35 protein-coding genes are annotated in these 24,677 nt (G+C 49.2%); 13 read left to right on the plus strand and 22 right to left on the minus strand.

Annotated features, from left to right (window positions below; genetic code table 11):
* The first annotated feature begins 21 nt into the window (after positions 1-21).
* Complete coding sequence (gene dusB / locus AACU55_RS24015; protein WP_013577302.1) at positions 22-987, plus strand: tRNA dihydrouridine synthase DusB; 966 nt, start codon at positions 22-24, stop codon at positions 985-987.
* 21 nt (positions 988-1,008) lie between these two features.
* Complete coding sequence (fis, locus tag AACU55_RS24020) at positions 1,009-1,305, plus strand: DNA-binding transcriptional regulator Fis (protein WP_004097144.1); 297 nt, start codon at positions 1,009-1,011, stop codon at positions 1,303-1,305.
* A gap of 152 nt (positions 1,306-1,457) precedes the next feature.
* Here fis and AACU55_RS24025 read toward each other — a convergent pair whose 3' ends face one another.
* Positions 1,458-1,682 carry an excisionase gene (locus AACU55_RS24025; RefSeq protein WP_240785668.1) on the minus strand — a complete coding sequence of 75 codons (225 nt, stop codon included), beginning with the start codon at positions 1,680-1,682 and terminating at the stop codon, positions 1,458-1,460.
* 107 nt (positions 1,683-1,789) lie between these two features.
* Here AACU55_RS24025 and AACU55_RS24030 point away from each other — a divergent pair, with 107 nt between their 5' ends.
* Both AACU55_RS24030 and AACU55_RS24035 read left to right on the plus strand, forming a co-directional pair.
* A complete protein-coding gene (locus tag AACU55_RS24030; protein WP_134706256.1) occupies positions 1,790-2,041 on the plus strand; it encodes an excisionase in 252 nt (83 codons plus the stop codon).
* Between the two features lie 84 nt (positions 2,042-2,125).
* Complete coding sequence (locus AACU55_RS24035; RefSeq protein ID WP_134706257.1) at positions 2,126-2,497, plus strand: hypothetical protein; 372 nt, start codon at positions 2,126-2,128, stop codon at positions 2,495-2,497.
* A 4-nt stretch (positions 2,498-2,501) separates the two neighbouring features.
* On the opposite strand, the gene AACU55_RS24040 is transcribed toward AACU55_RS24035, so the two are convergent.
* Positions 2,502-2,693: a hypothetical protein gene (locus AACU55_RS24040; protein ID WP_134706258.1), complete on the minus strand. Its 192-nt coding sequence runs from the start codon at positions 2,691-2,693 to the stop codon at positions 2,502-2,504.
* A gap of 135 nt (positions 2,694-2,828) precedes the next feature.
* Between AACU55_RS24040 and AACU55_RS24045 the strand changes: the two genes are divergently transcribed.
* Positions 2,829-3,086: a hypothetical protein gene (locus AACU55_RS24045; protein WP_134706259.1), complete on the plus strand. Its 258-nt coding sequence runs from the start codon at positions 2,829-2,831 to the stop codon at positions 3,084-3,086.
* Between the two features lie 65 nt (positions 3,087-3,151).
* Here AACU55_RS24045 and AACU55_RS24050 read toward each other — a convergent pair whose 3' ends face one another.
* From AACU55_RS24050 to AACU55_RS24075, 6 genes are all read right to left on the minus strand, one after another.
* A complete protein-coding gene (locus AACU55_RS24050) occupies positions 3,152-3,769 on the minus strand; it encodes a hypothetical protein (protein ID WP_240785665.1) in 618 nt (205 codons plus the stop codon).
* A 289-nt stretch (positions 3,770-4,058) separates the two neighbouring features.
* On the minus strand, positions 4,059-5,861 hold the full coding sequence (locus tag AACU55_RS24055) for a lytic transglycosylase domain-containing protein (protein ID WP_134706260.1): 1,803 nt from the start codon (positions 5,859-5,861) through the stop codon (positions 4,059-4,061).
* Positions 5,862-5,874: 13 nt separating this feature from the next.
* Positions 5,875-6,357, minus strand: a complete 483-nt coding sequence (locus AACU55_RS24060; protein WP_134706261.1) for a hypothetical protein — start codon at positions 6,355-6,357, stop codon at positions 5,875-5,877.
* A 12-nt stretch (positions 6,358-6,369) separates the two neighbouring features.
* A complete protein-coding gene (locus AACU55_RS24065; protein ID WP_134706262.1) occupies positions 6,370-7,125 on the minus strand; it encodes a hypothetical protein in 756 nt (251 codons plus the stop codon).
* A 26-nt stretch (positions 7,126-7,151) separates the two neighbouring features.
* Positions 7,152-7,412: a tail fiber assembly protein gene (locus AACU55_RS24070; protein WP_167686151.1), complete on the minus strand. Its 261-nt coding sequence runs from the start codon at positions 7,410-7,412 to the stop codon at positions 7,152-7,154.
* Between the two features lie 83 nt (positions 7,413-7,495).
* The gene (locus AACU55_RS24075; protein WP_167686152.1) at positions 7,496-7,666 is read right to left on the minus strand and encodes a hypothetical protein; all 171 of its coding nucleotides are present in this window, start codon (positions 7,664-7,666) and stop codon (positions 7,496-7,498) included.
* A 280-nt stretch (positions 7,667-7,946) separates the two neighbouring features.
* On the opposite strand from AACU55_RS24075, the gene AACU55_RS24080 reads away from it, so the two are divergent.
* Complete coding sequence (locus tag AACU55_RS24080) at positions 7,947-8,300, plus strand: recombinase family protein (protein WP_240785666.1); 354 nt, start codon at positions 7,947-7,949, stop codon at positions 8,298-8,300.
* 123 nt (positions 8,301-8,423) lie between these two features.
* Here the strand turns inward: AACU55_RS24080 and AACU55_RS24085 are convergent, their stop codons facing one another.
* The 10 genes from AACU55_RS24085 to AACU55_RS24130 all read right to left on the minus strand — a co-directional run bounded on the left by AACU55_RS24085 (position 8,424) and on the right by AACU55_RS24130 (position 15,036).
* Positions 8,424-8,582 carry a hypothetical protein gene (locus tag AACU55_RS24085; protein WP_167686153.1) on the minus strand — a complete coding sequence of 53 codons (159 nt, stop codon included), beginning with the start codon at positions 8,580-8,582 and terminating at the stop codon, positions 8,424-8,426.
* Positions 8,583-8,591: 9 nt separating this feature from the next.
* On the minus strand, positions 8,592-9,896 hold the full coding sequence (locus AACU55_RS24090; protein WP_134706265.1) for a hypothetical protein: 1,305 nt from the start codon (positions 9,894-9,896) through the stop codon (positions 8,592-8,594).
* A 672-nt stretch (positions 9,897-10,568) separates the two neighbouring features.
* Positions 10,569-11,630 carry a phage baseplate assembly protein gene (locus tag AACU55_RS24095; RefSeq protein ID WP_134706266.1) on the minus strand — a complete coding sequence of 354 codons (1,062 nt, stop codon included), beginning with the start codon at positions 11,628-11,630 and terminating at the stop codon, positions 10,569-10,571.
* Between the two features lie 293 nt (positions 11,631-11,923).
* A complete protein-coding gene (locus AACU55_RS24100; RefSeq protein WP_134706267.1) occupies positions 11,924-13,684 on the minus strand; it encodes a DNA primase family protein in 1,761 nt (586 codons plus the stop codon).
* Positions 13,681-14,019, minus strand: coding sequence for a hypothetical protein (locus AACU55_RS24105; RefSeq protein ID WP_134706268.1), 339 nt, complete (start codon positions 14,017-14,019; stop codon positions 13,681-13,683). Before AACU55_RS24105 ends, AACU55_RS24100 begins: the two co-directional genes overlap by 4 nt.
* On the minus strand, positions 14,016-14,321 hold the full coding sequence (locus tag AACU55_RS24110; RefSeq protein WP_134706269.1) for a hypothetical protein: 306 nt from the start codon (positions 14,319-14,321) through the stop codon (positions 14,016-14,018). Before AACU55_RS24110 ends, AACU55_RS24105 begins: the two co-directional genes overlap by 4 nt.
* Complete coding sequence (locus tag AACU55_RS24115) at positions 14,314-14,487, minus strand: hypothetical protein (RefSeq protein ID WP_167686154.1); 174 nt, start codon at positions 14,485-14,487, stop codon at positions 14,314-14,316. The genes AACU55_RS24110 and AACU55_RS24115 overlap by 8 nt, the downstream gene beginning before the upstream one ends.
* On the minus strand, positions 14,480-14,659 hold the full coding sequence (locus AACU55_RS24120) for a DUF4222 domain-containing protein (RefSeq protein ID WP_134706270.1): 180 nt from the start codon (positions 14,657-14,659) through the stop codon (positions 14,480-14,482). Before AACU55_RS24120 ends, AACU55_RS24115 begins: the two co-directional genes overlap by 8 nt.
* On the minus strand, positions 14,652-14,855 hold the full coding sequence (locus AACU55_RS24125; protein WP_134706271.1) for a hypothetical protein: 204 nt from the start codon (positions 14,853-14,855) through the stop codon (positions 14,652-14,654). The genes AACU55_RS24120 and AACU55_RS24125 overlap by 8 nt, the downstream gene beginning before the upstream one ends.
* Positions 14,848-15,036 (minus strand): host cell division inhibitor Icd-like protein, encoded by a 189-nt coding sequence (locus AACU55_RS24130; RefSeq protein ID WP_167686155.1) that lies wholly within the window; start codon positions 15,034-15,036, stop codon positions 14,848-14,850. The genes AACU55_RS24125 and AACU55_RS24130 overlap by 8 nt, the downstream gene beginning before the upstream one ends.
* Before the next feature lie 130 nt (positions 15,037-15,166).
* Here AACU55_RS24130 and AACU55_RS24135 point away from each other — a divergent pair, with 130 nt between their 5' ends.
* A complete protein-coding gene (locus AACU55_RS24135) occupies positions 15,167-15,346 on the plus strand; it encodes a hypothetical protein (protein WP_240785667.1) in 180 nt (59 codons plus the stop codon).
* A 213-nt stretch (positions 15,347-15,559) separates the two neighbouring features.
* Here the strand turns inward: AACU55_RS24135 and AACU55_RS24140 are convergent, their stop codons facing one another.
* From AACU55_RS24140 to AACU55_RS24155, 4 genes are all read right to left on the minus strand, one after another.
* Positions 15,560-16,090 carry a BRO-N domain-containing protein gene (locus AACU55_RS24140; protein ID WP_134706273.1) on the minus strand — a complete coding sequence of 177 codons (531 nt, stop codon included), beginning with the start codon at positions 16,088-16,090 and terminating at the stop codon, positions 15,560-15,562.
* Positions 16,091-16,098: 8 nt separating this feature from the next.
* The gene (locus AACU55_RS24145; protein WP_134706274.1) at positions 16,099-16,323 is read right to left on the minus strand and encodes a helix-turn-helix transcriptional regulator; all 225 of its coding nucleotides are present in this window, start codon (positions 16,321-16,323) and stop codon (positions 16,099-16,101) included.
* A gap of 89 nt (positions 16,324-16,412) precedes the next feature.
* Entirely contained in the window at positions 16,413-17,171 is a 759-nt protein-coding gene (locus tag AACU55_RS24150; RefSeq protein ID WP_134706275.1) for a hypothetical protein, read from the minus strand.
* On the minus strand, positions 17,168-18,391 hold the full coding sequence (locus AACU55_RS24155) for a tyrosine-type recombinase/integrase (RefSeq protein ID WP_134706276.1): 1,224 nt from the start codon (positions 18,389-18,391) through the stop codon (positions 17,168-17,170). The genes AACU55_RS24150 and AACU55_RS24155 overlap by 4 nt, the downstream gene beginning before the upstream one ends.
* A gap of 397 nt (positions 18,392-18,788) precedes the next feature.
* Here AACU55_RS24155 and AACU55_RS24160 point away from each other — a divergent pair, with 397 nt between their 5' ends.
* The 6 genes from AACU55_RS24160 (at position 18,789) to AACU55_RS24185 (ending at position 24,677) form a co-directional block, all read left to right on the plus strand.
* Positions 18,789-19,220 carry a DoxX family protein gene (locus AACU55_RS24160; RefSeq protein WP_369794795.1) on the plus strand — a complete coding sequence of 144 codons (432 nt, stop codon included), beginning with the start codon at positions 18,789-18,791 and terminating at the stop codon, positions 19,218-19,220.
* 420 nt (positions 19,221-19,640) lie between these two features.
* A complete protein-coding gene (lpxP, locus tag AACU55_RS24165) occupies positions 19,641-20,561 on the plus strand; it encodes a kdo(2)-lipid IV(A) palmitoleoyltransferase (RefSeq protein ID WP_013577304.1) in 921 nt (306 codons plus the stop codon).
* Between the two features lie 86 nt (positions 20,562-20,647).
* Positions 20,648-20,833, plus strand: coding sequence for a hypothetical protein (locus AACU55_RS24170; protein WP_013577305.1), 186 nt, complete (start codon positions 20,648-20,650; stop codon positions 20,831-20,833).
* Positions 20,834-21,250: 417 nt separating this feature from the next.
* Positions 21,251-22,276, plus strand: coding sequence for an amino acid ABC transporter substrate-binding protein (locus AACU55_RS24175; protein ID WP_134706277.1), 1,026 nt, complete (start codon positions 21,251-21,253; stop codon positions 22,274-22,276).
* Positions 22,277-22,379: 103 nt separating this feature from the next.
* Positions 22,380-23,558 (plus strand): amino acid ABC transporter permease, encoded by a 1,179-nt coding sequence (locus tag AACU55_RS24180; RefSeq protein ID WP_013577307.1) that lies wholly within the window; start codon positions 22,380-22,382, stop codon positions 23,556-23,558.
* Positions 23,559-23,567: 9 nt separating this feature from the next.
* On the plus strand, positions 23,568-24,677 hold the full coding sequence (locus tag AACU55_RS24185; protein ID WP_041673173.1) for an amino acid ABC transporter permease: 1,110 nt from the start codon (positions 23,568-23,570) through the stop codon (positions 24,675-24,677).

Here is a 24,677-nt window from a genome sequence, read left to right on the forward strand (position 1 = left end):
CAGTATGGTCATTCCTAGTTCATGCGCATCGGACACCACCAGCTTACAAATTGCCTGATTGCGGCCCCGATGGCCGGTATCACTGACCGACCATTTCGTGCCTTATGTCATGCGATGGGGGCTGGAATGGCAGTATCTGAAATGCTCTCCTCCAATCCGGAGGTGTGGCGGACGGATAAGTCACGTTTGCGCATGGTACATAACGATGAACCGGGGATCCGCGCCGTGCAAATTGCCGGTTGCGACCCCGAAGATATGGCGGCTGCTGCACGAATTAACGTGGAAAGCGGTGCGCAAATCATTGATATCAATATGGGCTGCCCGGCCAAGAAAGTGAACCGCAAACTGGCAGGTTCTGCATTGTTGCAGTATCCGGATTTGGTGAAACAAATCCTGACTGCCGTTGTTAAGGCGGTAGATGTGCCAGTCACGTTGAAAATTCGTACTGGTTGGGCACCGGAACACCGTAACTGTGTACAAATTGCCCAATTGGCTGAAGACTGTGGAATTCAGGCCCTGACTATTCATGGCCGAACCCGTGCCTGTCTCTTCAATGGAGAAGCAGAGTACGACAGTATTCGGACAGTTAAGCAGAGTGTTTCCATTCCGATTATCGCGAATGGCGACATAACTGACCCGCATAAAGCCAGAGCGGTGCTCGACTACACCGGAGCTGATGCTCTGATGATAGGACGTGCCGCTCAGGGGAGACCCTGGATCTTCCGGGAAATCCAGCATTATCTGGACACAGGGGAGCTGTTACCTCCACCTCCTATGGGTGAGGTTCAGCGCTTGTTAATAGGGCACGTACGGGAATTGCACGACTTTTACGGTCAAGGCAAGGGATTCCGTATCGCCCGTAAGCATGTTTCCTGGTATCTCCAGGAGCATGCCCCAAATGACCAGTTTCGGCGCTCCTTCAACGCCATAGAGGATGCCAGCGAACAGCTGGAGGCGTTGGAAGCATATTTCGAAAATCTTGCGTAACAAAAAAGAGCTGACAGAACTATGTTCGAACAACGCGTGAATTCTGACGTACTGACCGTTTCTACCGTTAATTCTCAGGATCAGGTAACCCAAAAACCCCTGCGTGACTCGGTAAAACAAGCACTTAAGGGCTATTTTGCTCAATTGAATGGTCAGGACGTGAATGACCTGTATGAGTTGGTATTGGCTGAAGTTGAACAGCCACTGTTAGACATGGTGATGCAGTATACCCGTGGCAACCAGACTCGTGCGGCCCTGATGATGGGTATCAACCGCGGTACGCTGCGTAAGAAATTGAAAAAATACGGCATGAACTGATACTAATCAGTTAACGTATTGAAAAAAGGCGCTTTTCCTTAACTGGATTAGCGCCTTTTTGTTTGTACGTGATATACCACGTGATACACGGCATTGTGTACGAAGATATACCGCAGTAAACAATGGAGAAGAAAAAAACTAAATTCAGTGGCTTATTTTTTCTTACGGCGTGGCTGTTCAATCTCATCCATTGCAGCCCAATTGGGCTCTAAGTTTTCACCCGGCACCAATCTTCTATTTCTTCTTGCCCAGGCATTCACTTCCAGTAGATCGATCCAACGTTCTTTAACACCCTCAATTTTCAGAACCTGTACTCCTTCTCGCCAAATCCCTCTCTGTATTCGTTTGTTGATTGCTTCGGGGGTTTCGCCAGTCATTTGACAATATGCCGATAATGGAATGCATTCTAAACTCACTTTTGATTTCCTGCAGAACCTGTCATATATTGGCTAAAATTTACCCTATCGTATAAATAGGATTTGAAATGGCAAGATTAATACCGCTGTACGAATGGGCTATTGAAGAATTTGGCGATTTTGCGCCTTCTAAGGTAACTCTGAGCAGGTATGCCAAATTCGGCATGATTTACCCACCAGCGGTGAAAATGGGAAGATCTTGGATGGTTGAAAAAGATGCTCGTTTTGTTGGTTTAATCAACTCTCTGACAAGCCCAACGATAGATCCGACACTGAGCCCAGCGGTCCAACGATTGGTAAAAAAAGCTTTGATGGGTTGATTCGATAAGTAAGTATATTGATTAAAGCCAGCACAATTCTTATTGTAGGATAGATCTCCCCCACAATAAGAAAAGCGCCAGCCGATGAGAATTACAGCCCGCAAGAAAGCCATCCTGAGTTACTTCGATCCCCATGCTCTTGATTTTATCCGTAGTGAAATTGGACTCCCGCCCTATGATGTACCAGGCATTGCCTACCTGCTAAACGGTGGCTTGGCGGGCAATAAAAAATACCAACTCGAATCTGCTCGGAGGACACTGGAATCAATGGTGAAGGATGGACTTCTGGAGCGGGTTACTTCATATGAGAGGCGTCAAAATAAAACGCAGGGATCTGCTCAGGCGGCCGGAGTGTGGTGCAAGGTGTCGCGCTATGGCTTGCCGGGGCAGTGTACTGTCGTCCCTGACAGCGGGGGAAGTAGCGCCATTGAAGGCGAATGGTCTCGGGTAGAGTAACCTCCTATCGGCGCGGCGGTGCTGGTTTATTCCATTGGAAGACGCCGGTATTCATGCGCTGTCTGTGCCGTTCCTTCGCTTCCAGAGCTGCCGCTACCTGTGTACGAATATCCAGTAAGTCTTTACCGTTCAGTCTCAGCCCCTGCTTTTCGGCAAGGCTGATGAGCGTTGTCTCGATATGCTTGCGGCTTAACATGGCCAAAGTCTCCGACAATGAAAAAAATATTCAGTCTTAGGTTTAGGGAATGTTTAACTCTACATTTTGCATACATTGATGATGCATATAATATGAGCACCGTCACCTATCTCTCAACCGCCCGGGATCGAGAACATGAAAATTAAAAGCATTATGGCTTTATCGCTCGCCTTCACCTCATACAATGCTCTTGCTTTCGTATCACAGCCAATCGCTACAAACGCGGTTGGTTCAATCCAGGCAGAAACCATCGCCGACACTATCACCAGTAATTTTTATGGTTACCAGCAGGCCGGTACATCACAGGCACTTTCTATCGGGTCCTGCGCTGCGAATCCGGTTGCAGGCTGTAACTGTCCTTTCTGTACGATGCTTCGCAGTCACAGGGCTTAAAAAAAAAGCCAGCACGAGGCTGGCAAAGGTTGGAGAGTGCGGGTCTGAGCCCGCTAGATTGTCAATTATTCATCCTTGCCGAGTACGTAGAGCAATGCCGGGATCACAGGGTAGGTATCAGGCTCATCCTCGACCACGTAGAGCACATGTTCCCTGCATTCGAAAACGACATCATCAGCATCGAGGCCAAACGCACCACCCGCGACAATCTCATGCTCCCATTTGGGGCAATCATTCATCGCCAGGCGATAGCCGCCAAACGTCATAGGTGGATTGTCTGGCCCCTCGCTCAGGCATAGCCCCACAGCTTTAGCCGCCAGCGCTGCGCGTTCGTCTTCATCCATATCAGCAGCCTGCCCCGTACACCCAGCCAGATGCCGCTTAATTTCAGCAATGCTCATCTCTACGGGCTCATTACCGGCTTTGAGCTGGCTCTTAGTGGCGGTCGTTTTGCCGGTTGCATTCTTCATGCGCGGATCATGGCTGTCACGAAACTGTCCCAGGTAGGCATCACAAGCCAACTGATCAATCTTACCGTCTACCCGCGCCGGAAATCCCTGCTTGGCCTCCCAGGTGTAAAGTGCCTGGCGGCTCATGCCTGCGTGTTTTGCATACTGGCTGACGCTCATAAAACTCATGGTGCTGACCCCCGTTCTGTCGTGGCCGCCCGGGCAATGTGTCAACCTGCGAGCGGCAAAGTGTCAATCAAACTGTAAAGTGTCAACCGCTTGACACTTTTGGCCGGAAAAGTGTCAATCAAAATCACCGCCAATTTCCCGCTAGGCCTTGCCACTCCTAACAATTAACAATCCCGCAACAAAAAGTGACAAGTGTAAAGTGTCAATCAAATTCAAAATTTCATAGCTAGTGAAACCACGCGGCGCGCAATGCCCGTGCAATAGAAAGGACCGGGGAAGGACCCATTTTTATAGAGAGCCATTCCCATTGCATTGATTCGGTCAAAGGCATGCTTCATGGAATTGTCATCGCTGTAGTCACTTTACCACCGGAAGAAGATACGGTTTTTCGCTCACCTGTTTGGTTATTGATCAGCGTGACCTCAACCTCTATCGCTTTATCGCTAATTGATGAACTGACTGAGTTAGCTATTTTCTGGGCAGCCCCATCAGATAGATCGATAAACGAGGTGCTTTGATGGGCATTGATATTAGCTTCGGGTTGGGCATTAACATTTTGTCCAGAAGGCGTGTTTTCTAATGAAGTAGAATCACTGCCACTCGAAGCATCGTAATAATCTGGGAGTCCTGGCATCACCCTATCCAGATAGTCACGCGTCTCTTTAGGTGCGTAATTAAGACCCAGATCACTTACTCTTCCCGGTCCCCAGTTATACGCAGCGACAGCCTTTTTCATGTCGCCGCCGAACTGAGCCAGCAGGTCCGATAGGTAGTGTGCGGCAGCCTCTGCTGATTTGCCCGTATCCATCCGGTCAGCACGGTTATAAAGCCCGTATTGCTGACCAGTGGTCGGCATAAATTGAAACGGTCCCTCAGCACCCGCAGGTGAAAACATGTGTTTCCCGCCGGCAGATTCAGCCTGATAGACGTTGTTAAGCGTACCTTGCGGTAACTTGTACTTTGACTCTAACTGCGAGAACAAAGCGCTATTGGAACCGGGCATCTGAATATTTTCAGGCGGATCAACATAAAGGGCTTTAACCTCATGCTGAAGACGCTGAGCTTCCCATTGAACACCATATCGGGCATTAAGTTTATTTTTGAAATCTTTGTCCGGGTATCCAGTGGCTAAATACAGGCCTTCGGTGAAAGAAAGAGAATCTTTAAATTTCTCATCGCGACGGGCGACCGCCAAAATATCTTTGTCTTTATCTCCGTGATAAAACGAATCTGGCGTGTCCTTAGCGTGTTTTTTGCTGTAATCCAGATTGTTTTTAACCATATCACTATATTCGCCGGGCTGGCCCAGCCAAGCCTGGAATTTCATCTGATAACCATCCATCGCCGCAGAAACCTGATTGATGGAGTTGCGAAACTGAAGGGCGTTTTGTATGTCTTGTTCGGAGAAAATCAACCCGTCTCGCTGTGCCTGATCTTTGAGACGCTTAACCTGATCGGTGCTTTGACGCAGGTAGTTCAGAAGTTCAGGAGATAAACCGCCAACCTGTGCAATCACTGCCTGCTGTGCAGGGGGCCGCTTCAACATGGCTTTGTTCAGGTCATCCATCAGTTTTACAACGTCAGCAACACCCTCTTTGGTTTTATTAATCTTGACACCGATCTGCGCCATAAGAGCCGCAAAGGCATCATTGCGATTATTCACCGCATCATTCGCTTTCTGAAACAGTCCGGTGATGGAGCTTTCAGCTGCCTCCCGCTCTGAGCCATTCTCGATCATTGCTCCGGTCAGTTCCTGAAAGGCACGGGTAGTGGTGCTGATATTTTTTGCCGTGGCATCAATTTTATATCCGGAATCAGCATATGCCGTTATCGATGATTTAACCCCATTGATTACGGTAGCCAGACCGCCTAACCCGAGAGTTAGGCCGCCGACCATTTTCAAAGGTGGCACCAAATCGCCAACAAACTGCACACCATCCCTGGCATTTTTAGCCAAATAACCCAACCGGTCACCAATCTCATTGACGCCTTCAACGGACTTACGTCCGCCGAGTTGCAGGCCGGTTTGAGCATTATTGAGTTGAGGCAGCAGCTTTTTCACAGCATCATCAATGTTTTGAATTGACCGTGAAACCTGATCGTCAGCTTTCAGCTCAAAATCGAAAGAATTACCCATAATTACCCTTAGCCTAAATTGACAGACGCGCGAAATCTTCGCCTGTTAACGGTTCAACATGTTTATCCAGCGCCCTGAGTGCCGCCTTAAATCCCGCGTGATACCCATTGCTGTCCTGGTAATGAGTGCTGTAAGTGAAAGCCTCGAGATTACGATCTTCCGTATCCAGACATTCCCAGCCAGAGCACACGGCTTTCATTTTTCGCTTCGTGAAGCTGCTCAGATGGCGATCACTGTCGGTCAGGATTTCGATAGCCAGATTGGCCGGCTCGCCGCGCTCAATGAGCTTCAGTGCAAGAATGGGGTTATTTCTGGCTTGCAGACTGACGGCGATCTGATGGGCATTAGAGTGCGCAGATAACTTTTCTGGTTCATCGCCCTGTGCATCACGGCCTAACAGCGACAGCATGCGGCGCTGCTCAGGGGAGCGACGTCCAAACAACCCGCTGACTTGCGGGCCATAGCCTTCGAAATTGAGGTGACTGAAGTCTCTCATGCCGTTCACCGGTTATTGTGCAGGCATGTCAATGGCGGACAGACCGGCGTCGAGACGTGACTTAATCAGAGAAGCCTCATCGACTGGATTGGCAGGTTTACCGCTCACACGCTTACTGTCACCTGGCAGAGCGACACCGGTTGCACGCATACGCTGATTGCGTCGGGCGGCCGCATTGGCCACTTCCTGTTTGTATTCTTCATCCGCCTGGCGTCGTGCTTCCACATTGTCCGGCGTATTCGGATTATCTTCATTCGCCATTTGGCGCATGGTATCCAGGAATGACTGATGTTCTTCGTCAGTCAGAGGCTCTTTCAATTTTTCCAGCGCCCGGGCCGCACGATTCCAGCCAGCGCTATAACCATTAGCATCAGCGTGCTGAGATGAATAGGTTAAAGCTGTTAGCGCCTGGTCTTCTTCGTCCTGAAACTCCCAGGTCGGATCATTGGCTTCCATGAAGTTCTGCGTGAACTTGGAGAGTGCTATTGGGGCATCAGCCAGTTTGGCGATGATTTTATTAGACGATAGGTCTGTGTCATTCAGCAGGCGCATTGCCAGAATGGGATTGGCTTTGGCTTCGTCCGACACGGCAACGTTATGCTCCCGGCTGTGTTGACTCGGTTTGGCAATAATAATCACTTTCTCTTGTTGCTTAGTCTGGTCAAGTAGTACCGGTGCATCGGCGCTAGCGGCAAAAAGGTGACTGAAAGGGCCTGTTCCGGCAGAGGCTTTGCTGTTACCGCCAAAAAGATGTTTGAACGATTTCATTGGTGCTGATTCCTTGTAACAGAGGTTCACTCGATTGGTTTTTTCGGCCAGGTCAGACGATCAGGCGAAGAAACATCTAACCGTCTTACTGCAACCAGATATTGACGCCAGGCGCTTAAGGCCAGCTCATCTTCTTTATTCGCTTGCCAGCTATCTGCCACTATCTGCAATCCGGTCACCTGAGCTTGTGCATCCAGTAACTCACGCGCTTTAACTGTTTCCGCTTCGCTTCGTGTCATGGGTTCAATTACCCACTTCGGTGCATGACCCGCGCGCTTAATTTGCATGTAAGGTCGCCCAAACTGGTCGTGGGGTATTTTGTTTCTAGAATCTGTCTCAACGCGCCCTGGCTGCCAAATTTCGCCCATTTTTAGCCCTTACCCTGCATCAATGCTTTTGCTACCAACCGGCGGGCAACTTCATGCACGCTCGGCGTGATACCAAGCGGCGACTTTGCCCGTTCCTCTGCCTGAATCCGTACCAAAGAATTCACCTGTTCCTGACTGAGCAGGATGGGCTTCACTTTCGCTTTGCTGGTCATAAATCCCCCGAAACCCTGATATAAACACAGTAATCAGTATTGCATAAATTGCAATGTAATAAACAAATATTGCAATTATAGGGATATTAATATTTCATACATTGACGCTGTATACGTGTTTACAGCAGGCAATACGGGCGATTGGCACATCAACGTTTACGGTGTTTACAGATGACAGATAAAAAAACCAAGCAGGCTTTTTTCGTTCAGGGTTCCGGCAGATGTCGCCGAGGAGATAGACCAGGCGGTCAGGGTTTCAGGAAAGGATAAAACAGCGTGGATGCTGGCCGCCGTTCTGGAGAAGCTGGGTAAGCAAGATGAATCACTATCACCTGAATCACGGATGGAAGCGCTGATCGGTCAGATGGAAGTATTGCTGAGTGGGGCAACCGCTGAGCCTGTTGGCGATCCAGCGCCAGCAAGGGCATCAGGCGACATAACAGGGCTAACTGCAAGGGACGTGATTGCGCAGATGGTTGCAGAGTCAAAGCGCCAGAGGATTCAGTCCAGTAATAAGGCTATAGCATCCAGATTGATTGAATTGGGAATCAGGCCCGCGCGGGGAAAGACTTGGACAACAAGTATAATAGATAATATAAAGAGAAGGATGAAACATCTTTCCGATGTAATTTAAACCTAGCGTACTTATTAGCTTTATAAGCCATGATTTAATTATAAAAAAGTTATATTACAAGGAATTAAAATATTTTAGGCTCAAAAAACCCGGCTTATTGCCGAGTTCTTATAGAGTCCTTCACTACCAACAGAACAAGCTTTCTTTTTTTTCTTCGAGCTCACGACTGTCAGCTTGTTTTTTCTTCAAAATTACAGAGCTGTTATCAGCAGTTTTGGATGGATTGAACATCCTTTGCCATTCTCGAAGCTCAATTTCTTTTTTTAAGGTTTTGCCTTTCATATCATCACCTTATGATATACGCGAAAAATAATGATTATTGAGATCTTTATCGAAATAATGCTTTCGTTTGACCCAAATAAAACCGTCACCCTTAGATATTATAGCAACATCTATAGGACCGCCAACGGTTTCATTATCGTTTGAGACTTTTCGTTTAAATGCAGTAAGATTAACGAGAGACTCAGCCATGTAGGCCAAATCTTGCTTAGGCAAAAACTCAATCATTTCAGTAACTTTAGAGCTAAATTTCTCAGAAATATGCTCATTTATCACTCTAGTAAATCGATCATATCTCCCTGAAATCAATTCGTCTACCTTTTGGATTAGTGCCCCTTGTTGTTCTACTGAAAGCTCAGATTGCTTAATCTCTTCTGACAAATCACTCAGCAATTTCTCATCTTCCGCAGAAAAACCGCCATACATGAATTTCTTAAGGCTTTTGCTAATCCCATGGAGAAATGTCTCAACCTCATCCTCTTGTGCATAAGCAACAACACCACTATCACCACCCGAAGAACTCTTTGATATATTAGGAGAGAATCTTAACTTACTTTTAAAAAAGCCTAAAACATCGAATGCCAAAATTGCTGGCATAAACTCTTTTTCACCATACCCAGCAAACACTAATCCTGTATTATGACCAAATGGAGATTTCTTGCATGTGATATATGAAAATAAATCAGCAATTACACCATATAAACTATCTGGTATAGGAATGTTGTCTTCCTTTAATAGTCGTTCATCACAAATACTTATTGCGATTGGCTCAGCGAAAACTCTGGATTCAACAATATCTTTTTCATCCATACCCTCCAAATACTCGCCCTCAACCAACCCTGCAAGAACTTCTCTGCAGCCTTCTTCTAGTAATATATATGTATCTGAAATTGAAGGAATTTCCCCACCTTCGTCAATTAATGGCTTTATTTTCTTGCTTTCAATATGATTAATTAAAGCAGGGAAAAACCTATGATTATAAGTATTGGTTAGGTAATTTTCCCTTATATCCATTGGTATTATATTTTCGCTTTCACATAAAAAAGAAAAAAACGCCTCTGCATATTGTTCAATCGTATCAAACCCTTCACTAGGGATTTCTTTTCTAAACTGTTTAATTATCATTTCCCATGGTATACCGCACAAAGATGCAGTACCGAATACCATAATTCCTACAGGATGGTTTTTACTTAACGCAAATAACTTATCTGCGCCATTGTAAATTTTATTGACACCTTCACTGCCTGCTATTGTAACCGCAGAATCTGCAGCTAAGGAAACTGCTGATTTGTTAAATACTGCTATTTCTGCTGTCATGTTTTTTCCCCACATTACCCCTGAAATCCTATTCACGAGCCAATCTTACGCTAGCTTCGCTCTATGTGTATTTGTCGTTAAATACCGCAAGACTTTATAACGATATCTCTACCCCCATTAACTCAAGCGTCTTCTTACCCACCAGGCATCGCAGCGCCGCTAGCAAAGAACCAGACCATAAAGCCTACTGCGCCTGCCAGTACTATGATTGGCGGTATAAATTTCATTTTCATCTTATGATTGCTCTTTTATGTGAATGGCGACCATCTCCATGTTAATCAGTTCCCAGATGCTGATTTATGCCATCTAAAGAAACGGCGCGGTCCCATCTAGCACCCAAGCAAAAACGATGATGGATGTTGCGGCCATTATCAGTTCTGGTACTCGTAGATGCCTCATGAAATCGCCTTGGCCGGATGCACCCTCGGAATGGTGGAGAAAAATTATTCAATCATCATAGTCTGAAAAGTTGACGCAACAAATACTGTTAATATATCGAGTAAAAACTGGAGATGTTAGGCATACGGGCCATAAGCTAAACTTTCGATATCAGCGCACCGATATTTCTCTGTAGCACTTTACCAGCAGTCAGTAGCTCGCTCCTTTTGCCGGTGATCACCTTTGTGCGCATCAGTTTTCCTGTACTCCTCACCTCAACATTGGCCAGCTCCGTCATTGGTTCAATTCTGGGATCACGTTATAGAAGCGGTAAGGCTGCACTGAGAATGCCGCTGGCGGCATGAGCACCATCTGCGCAACGGTTCCACGGTTATCTTTGATAAAAGTGACCTCGGCCAGGAGCCAAAATACGTCGTTTATGCCCATTTCTGGGATGTTCACAGGGATCAGAGTATTGGGTTCCCAGAGATTGCCCGCGCTGTCGCGCCAGCTATCAATGGTTACCTGTAGCACCTTCGAGCGCCCGTATCGGCGGTTCATTTCCCAGTCGATAGCCTGCTGTGCCAGGTAAGGGGTGTTCATGGTACTTTCGACGATGATAATCCGGTTGCGGTACCGCATTTTGGCAACGTCCGGATCATTTGCGGTGGCTTTCGTCACTGCGCCGTATCCGCTGTCGTCAACCAGTGGGTTAACCGACATAGAAACACCGGTATATTCGGAAAACCGCTCGTCCATCGAAGCTTCATATGCCGCGGCTTCAATGTTGACGCCCTGAGCCACGCCACTTGCTGCTTTCTTGGTACCGACTCGGGTCAGGTAGAGACTGCCATCGGGGAGGTCGTAGTAAAGAAGCGCGGCCCAACGGGTGATGCGATCAATGATTTCCTGAGAGCTTTCACCCCAGTTGAGCGTGAATTGCGGAACTTTGTCCATCTCTGTCACATCACTCGACGCAGTGATCCCATAGGGTGACGCCAGACGCTGCGCAATCTGCAACGGAGTTGCGCCGGTGATCACGTTGTTGTTCCATTTGGCTGAACAGTCCACAAGATCCTGGCATTTACTTCGCCCGGTAGCCCTGACCTCATGCCGTGTGGCGGAAATCATCGGCGACCAGCGATCAATATAGCCCGTTATGACAGTATCAGCGCCCAACTTAACCACACAAGCATCGCCCTCTTTGACAAGCTGTTTGCCGCCACTTCCGGGAAATTTATCCATCAGAGAAAGGTCAAAATCACTGGGAAAACGTTCAATTCCCCGCGTCACCCGAACAGAGTCCCATCCACTCAGTATTTTATCGCCAACAGTTAAACTAAGGTCGTTATTCATTCGGAGCACTCCATAAATTGGTTTTTGTTGAACAACTAAAAAATAAATTATGCGTTTAAGTCTCCACCTCTCCACCCGAGCAATTTTCTTCATTTGAATCATGTCATTAATGGGTGGTGACTATATTTTCAAGTCTCCTCAAGTCACCACCCCAACTCACCACCTTCTTAGTTCATGGGTGGAGAGGTGGACAGTAGGTGGAGAGTTAGAATTAAAGTCTCCACCCATTAACCGTATGTTTTTAAATATATATTTATATTAGTGGAGACGGGTGGATAGTTATTTAATAAATTTTATTCCATACCCCCTGTTGCGGAGGGTAGCCACTCTTCGGCATCCTCAGCCAGCCGGATGTTGGAGCGCATATTTCCCTTGGTGCTTTTCTTTCTGATGTATTCCTTTCCATACTCCGCCATAGCGCCAGCCATATCAGTACCGAACCGGGTAAGTGATACCGGCCTGTTAAGCCCGTTACTCTGCATGTAGGCCAGATAGGCGTGATACAGATACTTACGCGGGCTGAACGGAATGATGCTGGCGTTGCCGATAAACATCCCATCGCACTGCACGGATGCCATCAGGTAGCCGCAGAAGTCCACCAGAGAATCGCCTTCGCGCTTAATGGCCAAAGCCTCTTCTGATTTCTGCTGTTCGAACAAGAGGCGCTTAGCCTCGGATTGGTCCGCAAAGCGAGTCAGTAGGTGACGGATTATCACCGGCAATTCAGCCTCTATCTTTTCGGACAACATCGGATCACGCTCATTCTCAGGCACAACCTGCGAGAAATTGAATATCACCCGCCGCCGCGATATGCCGCCGCTCCGGTCGCTGAATGACATAGCGTTGTTATTGACTGCCAGAATCACAGCCGGGATCCGAGTCGAATAAGGGGCTTTGTGTTTCGGGTCAATAGCCACCTTGTCACCGCCGGTTATGGCCTTAATTCCTGCACCGTCACCGGCATAGCGGGTCATGTCCGGCATGATAATCAGTGAGAACCCGACAATCAGCGCCCTTTCTCGCGGCTCTTCCAGCGCCCTCATGCTGGCTGATACCGTGTTCCCCTTACCGGCCAGCATGGTGCAGATCTCGGCCATGACGCTCTTACCGCTGCCACCCGCGCCAGTCACCTCAAGGAACAGCTGCCAGTCATAACGGTTTGCCATCACCATATAAAGCGCAGCCAGCACACGGTCAGCCTTTCTTTCATTTCCCGCTGTTGACCAGGTGAGCCACTTCCAGAATGCTGCCGCATGAGTGGCCAGGCACTCGCCTTCCTCGGGCTGGATGAATTCCACATCACTGGCGATCAGCAGCCAATCAGCCTGATTGTGTTCTCTGAATACGCCTTCCCGTGTATCAAAAACCCCGTTACTGAAACCAATCAGATTTCGTGCCGTTGGCTGCATCAGTGGCAGGCTCAGCTTCATGGTGTCTACGGCATTCTTCATACTCGGCATGGAATAAGGAACCCGAGACTCTTTGAATATGGCCGCCATTTCCCGCGCCAGCGCTTTATCAGGAACCGGATCCCAGATAACGCCGTTATAGTGGTGCACAGTGTCCGAGTCACCATTCAGCGCCAGCCTGCCGTCATAATGCGCCAGCAACACTTCACCGCGCTGGCTTGGCCCCATTTGGTTAAGCGTTGGCGTTCCCCCATCCACAGCGATAAAAGGTTCTGGCTTTGTGTCCGATTTCTTAACGGTAGGAGCGGGAAATAGGCGGTTGATCCGCGCGCTGTCACAAAGCAGCGCCTTAACGTTATTTTCTCCAAGATACTTAGCCACCAGCTCGGCACGGGCCTTCTTCTGTTTTTCGCTGCTGGTCATGATCAGACCACTTTCACAAAGCGATTCATAAGTTGCGCCTGCACCAGGAACAAGGGTTTTTAACTTTTGAGCCAGTGCGCCAAAGATAGTCGCTTTGTCACGGTGACGGGCTGCGGCCGCGCTGGCCTCTTTTTTGTCGATGGGATGGCCGTTGATCCACCGGTAAACACAGGAGAACAGCGCATCGGACATGGTTTCTGGCTCTAAAACAGACATGCTCATCGCTGTGGCCTCCCTGTCATGGTGAATTTACCGATCAGTGGGTGGAACCAGTACTTACTGCGACACTGGCGTTTTGCTCCTTTGATGATAATCAGTGCCGCCTCGCGGAATTTAGCTTCATGCACCGCATAGCTGGCGCCATGACGGACAATCAACACGCCGCTGTTACGCGCCAGCTCCTCAGCCTTCTTGGTTGAAATCCCCATCTCAGCCGCCATCGTGGTGAGCGGGGCCATACCTTCCGGACAGGCGTCTTTACGAGACATTGCAGCAAGCGCCAGCTCGAGGGCAGCAACACGTTTTTCCAGCTCATTAAATTTGATTGGGCTGATCATTTGGTTGCCTCCCGGCGTTTCAGTTCGTAATCGGCATTCTCTCGGTTCTGATCAAGCGCCAGCATCAGCCGTGGCAAATGTCTCAGGGCATCACTGATGTTTCTCATGTCCCTTTTGCACTCTTCTTCTGAATACTCCTCACTTTCACAGGCCTCCCCACCCAGCTCTCCCAGAGCTGTAAGCGCTGAAATAATTCCTGACGCCGCATCTCCGCAGCTGTTTCTGTAATCAGTGAGGGCGTCTTTTGAAAGGTGTTTTAAGTTGTCAGCGGTTCCCGCAACAGCATGGTAGATATCACGCATGATCCACCTCCAGCAATGCAGCTAAGGCGCGTTCCAGCGCACAGTTAACAGCCTCAATGGCCTCTTGAGTCTCCCCGGGTTCAACGTCTTTCAGTACGAGGCTGAGAATAGCTTTGGAGTGGATAAGCTCAGTGACTGCAACTTCCTGAGGATTCAGCTTATGCATGGCGAACCTCCTGGATCAGCGAGTACTGTTCTACAAAATGGTGAACCAGCATCAGTACTGGCGATGCATAGCCATCACGGACGAATGTCACGCGGCTGAATGACACTGACCGGACGGTGACTGCATTACCCTGACTGTCCTGGTAGCGCGCGTTTGGAAGTGGTTCATGCATGGCTTGCCTCCTCTCCGGTTTTCTCCATCAGATAAGCAGTTACATCGTCAGTACATGCGGACACCATTTCCATTAGAGTTTCAATTTCAGATCCTGAGAGCTCTTCCCGTGAAAAGTGGATCGCGCTTAGGAGTGCGCTGGCCTGAAGCGATTTTTTGAAAATGTCATCGAGTTGTTTCATCTCTGGTTTACGCATGGCCCCCCCCCTGAACAGGCAGGCGGCCAGCAAATACCATCACGCAGCCAGCCGGTGATTGATCACGGGCTTCACGTTCGGTAGTGGCATTGATGTGAATGACGCTGCAGGTGCTGGCATCAAGCGCCAGAAAACGCCATGTGAATTTAGGGTGAGTTTGGGTATGCTGTGATCCAGCCATAACTGTTACCTCGAATAACGGTTTGGTAAGACGCCTCGGCAGTGTTTCCGCACTCCGGGGCGTTGCCTTTTCATTCATGTGCGTGTAATGTGTCATTACACATAAACACACTACATCGGGTGTACTGAACGTGTCAACACACAAAAATGAAAGACGTGGGAATCCACCATTCCAATTTCGGCTTGATCCTGAACTGCGTGATTTGATGGAGGAAGCACAACGGCAAGATGGCGATGAATCACTCGCAGCCTGGATAAAGCGAATTATCCGCAAAGAGCTGCAATCACGCGACATAGAGCCAAAAGGCTGATTCTTAATTCCATGATTTTGTTCCAGAGAGGAAATTCCCTTTGTGGGAATCTGTGGCTCAAATCCGTGCCATCCATTTCTATCAGCCGGCTTATCGGCCAACCAGGTATCAGCGCCAGCGCTCCGGCTTAGGTTGACCAGGCTGATCGCTGTGTTATTCTCTTCAGTGACATTTGTGAAGTGACTTAGGCGGCCCTGCAAGGCCGCTTTTGTTTTATTCAGCATCTGATTCTCCTCCAAGCGCCAGCCGCGGCTGAAAACAATCCAATAAATGCTTTTCTTCATGCGCCAACTGATGCTTTTCAATCTTCCGGATCACCAAAGCCTTACCAGCCTGGCTACCTCGTTCAACTGAGTCGGCAGAACGCCGGGTGAAATCATGAAGCAACGCCCAGGGCACGCCATAAGCGCCATATTTTCGGATGGAAGGGATAACTTCGCGGAATACCCAGTTACTAAAACGGTGGGCAAAAGTATTGGGCGTGCTGGCTTTGCGGCTCCGCGCAATCAGTTTGTAGAAACCAGACTCGGAAACGATGCGCATTAACTGCTGCCCGCCAGGGGTGTAAGTTAAATTTACCCCCTTTTCGTCGTGATCCAGAGCCTTAAGCGCCATGCGGTGATTGGCTATCTCAAGGGCTTGGCAGACGTCCTTAGCAATGAACCATGGTTCGCCAGATAGTTGCTGAACACGGACTTTATGCCCTTCAAAGCAGAGTACAGACACGTCAGGTTTATTTGTCATGCTCCACCTCACGCAACTTGGCGGATCTGAGATTTAGGCTGGTTACACACCCAACCATTCACCTCAGTAAGCAACCATCCTACGGAACGCCCACCAAGTTTACGACGGGAAGGAAACTTGCCATCTTTTTCCATCAGATAGCGAGTCGTCCGGCAAAGGCCGGTTAATAGTCGACACTCGGCTTCGCGGATAATGCGTTCAGAAAGAACTGATGATTGTTCATATTTGTTCATAATCTAATGCCCTCGTTTATTAAAGTTCGAGAGCATTTTGATGTGCAGCTAAATCGATTTGGGTGATATCACTTTATGAGGGTGTGATATCACTTACGGCCAAGATACTTTTGCCATGTCTGCCAGTGGGTGTTTGGTATGGCGATTTGTTTGGTTGCAGCCGTTGCCTCAATTAACTCAATTATTTTAGTTACTGAAGTAGTTTCTAGGTTGACGTCTGAGAGCTCAGGAATCATTTTCAATAGTGCTGGGATTAATTCAGCTTTTTTAGCAATGGTTTTATCTGTCTCTGACTCTTTCTGTTTAGGGAAATCACCGATATCATTTGAGTTGATTTTTTCTATTTCAGAAGCCATTAAGCAAAAGTTACTCTTTGGAAAAGCTTCTCCATCATCTCTTAAGAAATTTATTTCCACATCTTCGCTATCATAATCTTCTGGATTGGTGGAAATATATGTTAATGTGACGTCATCTCCTTGAACAAACTCAGCTCTAAGTGCTTCTGTGCTGGGTACGTAAAAAAAACCAAACAACCTACCCGCATAATATCCACTTATACCAGACTCACTTCCTTGACTGATAATAAACTCCAGATTTCCGACACGCCATTTATCGCCATTGAGGGATTGAAATAATTCATCTATCTGATTTATTTGTTCCAATGGAATGTTTAGATGAACCCTTTTCTCATCAACATTACATTTAAAATCTAAATAAATGCATAAATTCAAAATCCCCACTGATGCGTAGTGCAAAATGTCATTTACACTACATTTCATTTTTATAGCGGCATCATTGATGGAGTAGTATTTCCGTTCCGGTAATTTATTTTTATCATCTCCACTCATTTTTTCACCTGCAATAAAATAATGTTTTCATGTTCACCAGCCAGCAAAGATAGGCGCTCGCACCACATATTCAGAGCCTCCATTTTTTCCGGCATGTATTGGCTCAGGTTATATACGGCCATCACTCCAGGCATCGTGTGACCCAGAAGCTGTTCAACAACATGCGGAGCAACGCCTAAATCATTCAGCTTGGTCGCGAACGTACGGCGGATATCGTGAAGTGACCAAGGTTCAGCATGGCCCAATCGTTTCCAGATCAGGCGCCCCCATTGGCTCACTGCAGATGATTCCTTTATATCTCCCAGCAACAGGCCGCTATCTTTATGCTGGCGGTGGAGATCCTCAATAAATGGTCGCATAACATCAGGAACGGGGCGAACAATCTTTGTCCCGCCTTTACTGTGAGCCTTTGGCACAGTCCATACCCATTTCTTGAGGTCCCACTCAGCCCAAGTGGATAACCGCGCCTCCTGAGAACGGCAGCCGAACGTTACCAGCAGACGCAGCATGGAGGCATAGTAAGGTTTGAATTTCAGTTCCTGGCTAGCTTGCCAGATCTGGCCTATCTCGTCGTCAGAATGGTCCCTGTCGCCTTTTTCCTGCTTACTGCCCACATCAGGTATGGTCAGGTCGTCTAAGGAATTGCTGACTGCATAGCGCCGCACCCGGCAAAACTTCAAAGCCTGTTTGGACATCTGAAAGACATAACCAGCGGCCACCGGTGAATCTTTCTTGATCCGGTCAAAGCATTCGAGCCAGTGACGGGTGTCACACTGCGCCAGCGGCAGGGAACCAATGAAGGGGTAAATATGCTTCTCAAGCTGGGCTTTATGTCGCATGACATTGGCGCGATTATCGGTCGCGTACTCAGTTATCCAGTATACCAAGGCATCCTTGACGGTGACCGGCTTCAGGGTTTCTGTAGTGATAAAACTCAACTGGTGCTTTGGGTCTTTGCTATCTGCCAGCCAAGCACGACACTGATCGCGCTTCTCACGCGCCAGCTTCAAAGGCATATCCGGATAATTCCCAAGCTTTAGTCGTTCCAACTTTGCCCCGCGCCCGCCCAACCGGTAAGCGAATACCCAACTGATAACGCCAGTTTTTGACACGCGAACGCTTAGCCCGTCGCCATCGGAGATCAGCGCTTCACTATCCCGCTGGACATTCAGGATTGACCTCAGCTTTTTATCGCTCAGTTTGTTCGTGCTACCGGCCATTTCACCGCCTAAAAACTCAGTTCATATTTTCCGCGTGATACACCACGTGATACACGGCTCTGTGTATGAGTATAAACTTGCTCAAACCTTCATGAACAACAATAAGTGAATAGACTAGTAATATCAAAAAGTTATGCAAACAACCACAAACCATGTTAAACCAGTAAAAACATAGCTTTATAGAATACGGCATGAACTGATACTAATCAGTCGATGTCTTAAAAAGGCGCTTTTCCGCAAGGGGAGCGCCTTTTTGTTTTCTGCTTTGCCCGTAAACCTTTACCCCAAAATCTGCGCAAAACCTAACCCAGATCAACCCAAATGAGAATAATTATCTCCTGCATTCAGCGATTAAGCACTACCTTAGACGGACAATAAAACGTCTCCGGGAGTCACTCTGATGAAGCAACTTTATCTTCGTTTTACCGCAGCACTGAACAAACCTGATCTGGCGATTTTGCTGTTACGGATCACCTATGGACTGCTGATTTTTCACGGCTGGCATAAGCTGCATGACGGTCTGGGCGGTATTCAGGGCATGCTGGCAGGCTATGGTATTCCGGCATTTGTCGCCTACGGCGTGATCATCGGCGAAGTGATCGCCCCGATTATGATGATGCTGGGGATTTTCACCCGACTCGCCGCGCTGTCTGCCGCCGCGACAATGATTGTTGCGTGGCTGATGGTCGGTATCCATCACACCTTTGCACTCACCCCGGTCGGTGCCTGGGCGATTGAAGATATCGTCTATTACTTCATGGCAGCCGTCGTGATCGCACTGTATGGCAGTGGACGATACTCTGTAATGAGCAACCCGCTGTATCGCTGATATTCCCTTTCAGCATGTTTCGCCAGCGGAGCATGCTGAAATATCATGTGGAGGATATCGCGACGTCTGAATGCTAATGCCTTCTTTCCGTAGTGTTTTCATTTTATTGTCTAAACCCACACGTAAATAAACAGTAAAGAGTGCGTTTATCGGACAATTACCCTCTGCGGTTAGATCACACGACATGTTATACTCACGGCAAGAGTCGAATTCGCCCCGCTCAACGCCTACGGACAGCCCTTCAGCTTCGCGATCCCGCCTTTTAATTGTGTCTTGATAAAGTAAAAGTGAGTCAATATATGTGCTTTCGGAAACGTTTACACCCGCATGTTGTCCCACTCTTTAACAGACAATTCGTATCGCGACTGAGCTAACCCCTGACGCGTTACCCCGGTTTTTTATGCAGATGATTGGGCTTTTATGAATTCTCCTCGCTTTCGCGCATCATTTTTACATCCACGTTACTGGCTGACCTGGTTTGGCCTTGGCGTATTGTTCCTGCTGGTTCAGCTTCCTTATCCGGTGTTAAACCGTCTCGGCATCTGGCTGGGCCGGACGTCCATGCGTTTCCTGAAACGTCGTGTGTCGATAACGCGCCGTAACCTGCAATTGTGCTTCCCGGATCTCCCCGCTGATCAGGTCGAAGCGCGCATCATCAGCAACTTTGAATCCCTTGGCATGGGCCTGCTGGAAACCGGCATGGCCTGGTTCTGGTCGGATGCCCGTGTTAAACGCTGGTTTGACGTCAGCGGCCTGCACAACCTGAAAAAGGCGCAGGAAAACAAACAGGGCGTGCTGGTGATTGGCGTGCATTTTATGTCGCTGGAATTAGGCGGCCGCGCGATGGGCTTATGTCAGCCGATGATGGCGATGTATCGCCCGCACAATAATAAAGCGATGGAATTTGTGCAGACCTGGGGTCGTATGCGGTCTAACAAGGCGATGCTCGATCGCAAAGATTTACGCGGTATGGTTCACGCGCTTAAAAAAGGCGAAGCTGTCTGGTTTGCGCCGGATCAGGATTACGGCCCGCGTGGCAGCGTATTTGCGCCACTGTTTGCTGTCGATCAGGCCGCGACTACCAGCGGAACCTTTATGCTGGCGCGTCTGGCAAAACCTGCGCTAGTGACCGTTGTGCTGGTACGTAAAGCAGGCGGTACGGGTTATGAACTGGTTATCCAGCCCCAGTTGCAGGATTACCCGATCGACGATGAAATGGCGGCAGCAGCCTACATGAATCGCGTGATCGAAAAAGAAATTATGCGTGCGCCGGATCAGTATCTCTGGCTGCATCGCCGCTTTAAAACCCGCCCGGCGGGTGCGCCTTCGCTTTATCGATAAGCGCCAGAGGCCATAAAACAGTAGCCCGATGCCACCGCGTCGGGCTTTTTTCATTCATTGCATCCAATAAGAGATCTGTAATCTTTATGGCTAAAAAACCCGACGCGACACCTTCTATCTTTGACCATCTCAAAGATGATGACAGCTTTGACCTTTGGGGGCGCTCAGGCCTCAGTTCTGCGCTCAACAAAGCCAAACCTAAAACGCCGGACAATGACCAGATTGCGGCGGCGCGTAAACTGATCAAAGGCAGTAAAGATCAGGCCAAATAAGTCACTCCATTTTCTCCGCTGCACTGATAATGTCCCCTGTTTTAAATCCCGTCATGCCAACATATCTCTCAGAACGCCTGGTCTGAGAGATTTACTCATCGTTTTGCCTCATTTTTTTTCCAAATATGAATGCACATTTCACTTCGCTGCAAACAGCGCGATCTGCACTCCAATATTGAAATATTCCGCACTCATTTAACGCAGCCACATTGACCGCGCACTGAAACGGGGCAATAAATTTTATACGCCTCGTCAATGTTACTGTGCAATTCCTCTACATGACTTGATTGATGGGGCGTTTTTCATGTTGGCACTCCCTTTGCAAAGACAGGTGCAGAGGGCGTTGCCCCATAAACAGACAGGGTGCTCCGGCACTTACACAATAATAATTTTCAGTTTTGTCTCACAGGACGCTTTATGAAAAAAATATTGCTCTCAACACTGATTGCCGCAGCAAGCTTCGTGACACTGGTTGGTCAGGCTCATGCAGGTACCACTCTGGATGCCGTTAAAAAGAAAGGATTTGTTCAATGCGGTATCAGCGACGGCCTGCCAGGCTTCTCTTACGCTGACTCCAAAGGCAAATTCACCGGTATCGACGTTGACGTCTGCCGTGCGGTGGCTGCTGCCGTGTTTGGTGATGCTGAGAAAGTGAAATATACCCCGCTGACTGCCAAAGAGCGTTTCACCGCGCTGCAGTCTGGCGAAGTGGACATCCTGTCACGTAACACGACCTGGACCTCTTCCCGCGATGCGGGCATGGGCATGATTTTCGCCGGCGTAAACTACTACGACGGTATCGGCTTCCTGACTCACCAGAAAGCGGGCCTGAAAAGCGCGAAAGAACTTGATGGCGCAACGGTCTGTCTGCAGGCCGGTACAGATACCGAGCTGAACGTGGCTGACTACTTCAAAGCCAACAAAATGACTTACACCCCGGTCACCTTCGACCGCTCGGACGAAAGTGCGAAAGCGCTGGACTCAGGTCGTTGTGACACCCTGGCCTCTGACCAGTCTCAGTTGTACGCACTGCGTATCAAACTCGGCAAACCAGACGAATTCATCGTTCTGCCGGAAGTGATTTCTAAAGAACCGCTGGGTCCGGTGGTTCGTCGTGGTGACGAAGACTGGCTGGCGATCGTCCGCTGGTCACTGTTCGCGATGCTGAACGCTGAAGAAATGGGCGTAACCTCTCAGAACGTGGATAAGCTGGCGGCTAACCCGACGACCCCTGATATGAGCAACCTGCTGGGCAAAACCGGGACTTACGGTGCTGACCTGAAAGTACCTAATGACTGGGTAGTAAAAATCGTTAAACAGGTCGGCAACTACGGCGAAAGCTTTGAACGCAACGTCGGTCAGGGCAGCGAGCTGAAAATCAAACGTGGCCAGAACGCATTGTGGAATAAAGGCGGGATCCAATACGCGCCTCCAGTTCGCTAAATATCCTTTCTTCATGAAGTTGAAAAGTGTTTAAGGATGTTGATGCACCGGCCGTTCCCCGGTGCATCACTTCCCGGTGAAAGATTGCTAAAGGCCATTCACTATGTCGCAACGCCCAACCGAAAAAGGTTCGTTATCGCTGACCAACCCAGCCGTACGAGCCTGGATTTACCAAATTTTCGCGGTGGTGTTGCTGGTAGCCTGTTTGGGTTACCTGCTCCACAACACCATTACCAATCTGACTACACGAGGGATCACCTCGGGATTTGCGTTTCTTGAAAAAGGTGCCGGTTTCGGCATTGTTCAGCATCTTATTGATTACCAGGAAGGTGACACCTACGCCCGCGTATTTGTTATCGGTCTGCTGAATACGCTGCTGGTTTCCGCGCTGTGTATCGTTTTTGCCTCGATTCTCGGGTTCATTATCGGCTTAGGACGCCTTTCCGATAACTGGCTGATTCGCAAAGTCTCGACGGTATATATCGAGACGTTCCGTAACATTCCCCCGCTGCTGCAAATCTTCTTCTGGTATTTCGCCGTACTGCGTAACCTGCCGGGGCCGCGTCAGAGTCTGAATGCTTTTGACCTGGCTTTCGTCAGTAACCGTGGCCTGTATCTGCCCTCACCGGAACTGGCACCGGGCAGTCTGGCGGGCTTTATCGCCGTGCTGCTGGCGATTTTTGGCATCATCGCGCTGCAACGCTACAACCATTTCCGCCAGATTCACACCGGCCGGATCTGGCATATCTGGCCGTGGGCGATTGTGATGCTGGTTGTCTTTCCGGCGCTGGCGCACCTGATTTTCGGGCCTGCGCTGCACTGGGACGTGCCTGCGCTACGCGGGTTCAACTTCCGTGGCGGCATGGTGCTGATCCCGGAACTGGCGGCGTTAACCCTGGCATTATCGGTCTATACCTCAACGTTTATCGCCGAAGTGATCCGATCCGGCATTCAGTCTGTCTCACACGGTCAGCATGAAGCCGCCCGTTCGTTAGGATTGCCGAATCCTGTCACGTTGCGTCAGGTGATTTTGCCGCAGGCCATGCGGGTGATCATTCCACCGCTGACCAGCCAGTATCTCAATATCGTGAAAAACTCCTCTCTGGCGGCTGCAATTGGCTATCCGGATATGGTGTCGCTGTTCGCCGGTACCGTGCTCAATCAGACTGGTCAGGCAATTGAAACCATTGCTATTACGATGTCGGTGTACCTGATCATCAGCCTGGCAATTTCCTTCCTGATGAACATTTACAACCGGCGTATCGCGCTGGTCGAGCGTTAAGGGAATCCCATGACAATGACAACACTTCCTCCGGGAGTCAGAGCCGTGAAACCCGGAACGCCACTCGGAACGGCCGTGCTCTGGGCGCGTAAAAATTTGTTCTCCAGTTGGTTTAACAGCCTGCTGACGCTGTTCTGTTTATGGCTGATGTGGCTGCTGATCCCTCCGCTGTTGAACTGGGTGATTTTCCAGGCCAACTGGGTTGGCACGGCGCGCACTGACTGCACCAAAGCTGGCGCGTGCTGGGTGTTTATCCACGCACGTTTCGGCCAGTTCATGTACGGGCTGTATCCGTTCGATCAACGCTGGCGCATCAACGTCACACTGATCGTCGGTCTGCTGACCCTTGCACCGATCTTCTTTAAAGCCATGCCACGCCGCGGACGTTATATCGCCTGCTGGATGGTGCTCTTCCCGATTTTCACCTGGATCATGCTGTACGGCGGTTTCCTGGGGTTGAGTCGCGTCGAAACCCGCCAGTGGGGTGGCCTGACGCTGACGCTGATCATTGCCGCTGTCGGCATTGCCGGTGCGTTACCGCTGGGCATTATGCTGGCGCTGGCACGGCGCTCAAGCCTGCCTGTCGTGCGTATTCTGTCGGTGATTTTCATTGAGTTCTGGCGCGGCGTGCCGCTTATCACCGTGCTGTTCATGTCCTCGGTGATGCTGCCGCTGTTTATGACCGAAGGGACGAGTATCGACAAACTGGTGCGTGCGCTGGTGGGGGTGGTGCTGTTCCAGTCGGCGTATGTCGCGGAAGTGGTGCGCGGCGGGTTACAGGCGCTGCCGAAAGGCCAGACGGAGGCCGCCGAATCACTGGCGCTCGGCTACTGGAAAACGCAAGGCTTAGTCATTCTGCCGCAGGCGCTGAAAATGGTGATACCGGGTCTGGTCAACACTATTATCGCGCTGTTTAAGGACACCAGTCTGGTGATCATCATCGGCCTGTTTGATTTGTTCAGCAGCGTCCAGCAAGCCACCGTCGATCCTGAATGGCTGGGCATGTCAACCGAAGGCTACGTCTTCGCCGCCGCCGTCTACTGGATTTTCTGTTTTAGCATGTCGCGTTATAGCCAGCATTTGGAAAGACGCTTTCACACCGGACGTTCCGCACACTGA

The organism is Rahnella sp. CJA17(1/100), from assembly GCF_963881615.1.
Lineage (GTDB): Bacteria > Pseudomonadota > Gammaproteobacteria > Enterobacterales > Enterobacteriaceae > Rahnella > Rahnella aceris.

Coding starts and splice junctions, on each gene's coding strand:
- AACU55_RS24055 (WP_134706260.1), bottom strand. CDS start 5,861: ATGGGTAATTCTTTCGATTTTGAGCTGAAAGCTGACGATCAGGTTTCA.
- AACU55_RS24040 (WP_134706258.1), bottom strand. CDS start 2,693: ATGTTAAGCCGCAAGCATATCGAGACAACGCTCATCAGCCTTGCCGAA.
- AACU55_RS24140 (WP_134706273.1), bottom strand. CDS start 16,090: ATGACAAATAAACCTGACGTGTCTGTACTCTGCTTTGAAGGGCATAAA.
- AACU55_RS24030 (WP_134706256.1), top strand. CDS start 1,790: ATGGCAAGATTAATACCGCTGTACGAATGGGCTATTGAAGAATTTGGC.
- AACU55_RS24080 (WP_240785666.1), top strand. CDS start 7,947: ATGCTGGCCGCCGTTCTGGAGAAGCTGGGTAAGCAAGATGAATCACTA.
- AACU55_RS24105 (WP_134706268.1), bottom strand. CDS start 14,019: ATGATCAGCCCAATCAAATTTAATGAGCTGGAAAAACGTGTTGCTGCC.
- AACU55_RS24100 (WP_134706267.1), bottom strand. CDS start 13,684: ATGAGCATGTCTGTTTTAGAGCCAGAAACCATGTCCGATGCGCTGTTC.
- AACU55_RS24085 (WP_167686153.1), bottom strand. CDS start 8,582: ATGAAAGGCAAAACCTTAAAAAAAGAAATTGAGCTTCGAGAATGGCAA.
- AACU55_RS24065 (WP_134706262.1), bottom strand. CDS start 7,125: ATGAAATCGTTCAAACATCTTTTTGGCGGTAACAGCAAAGCCTCTGCC.
- AACU55_RS24120 (WP_134706270.1), bottom strand. CDS start 14,659: ATGCATGAACCACTTCCAAACGCGCGCTACCAGGACAGTCAGGGTAAT.
- AACU55_RS24025 (WP_240785668.1), bottom strand. CDS start 1,682: ATGACTGGCGAAACCCCCGAAGCAATCAACAAACGAATACAGAGAGGG.
- AACU55_RS24175 (WP_134706277.1), top strand. CDS start 21,251: ATGAAAAAAATATTGCTCTCAACACTGATTGCCGCAGCAAGCTTCGTG.
- AACU55_RS24095 (WP_134706266.1), bottom strand. CDS start 11,630: ATGAATAACGACCTTAGTTTAACTGTTGGCGATAAAATACTGAGTGGA.
- AACU55_RS24090 (WP_134706265.1), bottom strand. CDS start 9,896: ATGACAGCAGAAATAGCAGTATTTAACAAATCAGCAGTTTCCTTAGCT.
- AACU55_RS24170 (WP_013577305.1), top strand. CDS start 20,648: ATGGCTAAAAAACCCGACGCGACACCTTCTATCTTTGACCATCTCAAA.
- AACU55_RS24150 (WP_134706275.1), bottom strand. CDS start 17,171: ATGAGTGGAGATGATAAAAATAAATTACCGGAACGGAAATACTACTCC.
- AACU55_RS24130 (WP_167686155.1), bottom strand. CDS start 15,036: ATGGCTGGATCACAGCATACCCAAACTCACCCTAAATTCACATGGCGT.
- AACU55_RS24070 (WP_167686151.1), bottom strand. CDS start 7,412: ATGCAAATTAAGCGCGCGGGTCATGCACCGAAGTGGGTAATTGAACCC.
- AACU55_RS24035 (WP_134706257.1), top strand. CDS start 2,126: ATGAGAATTACAGCCCGCAAGAAAGCCATCCTGAGTTACTTCGATCCC.
- AACU55_RS24110 (WP_134706269.1), bottom strand. CDS start 14,321: ATGCGTGATATCTACCATGCTGTTGCGGGAACCGCTGACAACTTAAAA.
- AACU55_RS24075 (WP_167686152.1), bottom strand. CDS start 7,666: ATGACCAGCAAAGCGAAAGTGAAGCCCATCCTGCTCAGTCAGGAACAG.
- AACU55_RS24060 (WP_134706261.1), bottom strand. CDS start 6,357: ATGAGAGACTTCAGTCACCTCAATTTCGAAGGCTATGGCCCGCAAGTC.
- AACU55_RS24155 (WP_134706276.1), bottom strand. CDS start 18,391: ATGGCCGGTAGCACGAACAAACTGAGCGATAAAAAGCTGAGGTCAATC.
- AACU55_RS24180 (WP_013577307.1), top strand. CDS start 22,380: ATGTCGCAACGCCCAACCGAAAAAGGTTCGTTATCGCTGACCAACCCA.
- lpxP (WP_013577304.1), top strand. CDS start 19,641: ATGAATTCTCCTCGCTTTCGCGCATCATTTTTACATCCACGTTACTGG.
- AACU55_RS24145 (WP_134706274.1), bottom strand. CDS start 16,323: ATGAACAAATATGAACAATCATCAGTTCTTTCTGAACGCATTATCCGC.
- fis (WP_004097144.1), top strand. CDS start 1,009: ATGTTCGAACAACGCGTGAATTCTGACGTACTGACCGTTTCTACCGTT.
- AACU55_RS24125 (WP_134706271.1), bottom strand. CDS start 14,855: ATGCGTAAACCAGAGATGAAACAACTCGATGACATTTTCAAAAAATCG.
- AACU55_RS24185 (WP_041673173.1), top strand. CDS start 23,568: ATGACAATGACAACACTTCCTCCGGGAGTCAGAGCCGTGAAACCCGGA.
- dusB (WP_013577302.1), top strand. CDS start 22: ATGCGCATCGGACACCACCAGCTTACAAATTGCCTGATTGCGGCCCCG.
- AACU55_RS24045 (WP_134706259.1), top strand. CDS start 2,829: ATGAAAATTAAAAGCATTATGGCTTTATCGCTCGCCTTCACCTCATAC.
- AACU55_RS24115 (WP_167686154.1), bottom strand. CDS start 14,487: ATGCATAAGCTGAATCCTCAGGAAGTTGCAGTCACTGAGCTTATCCAC.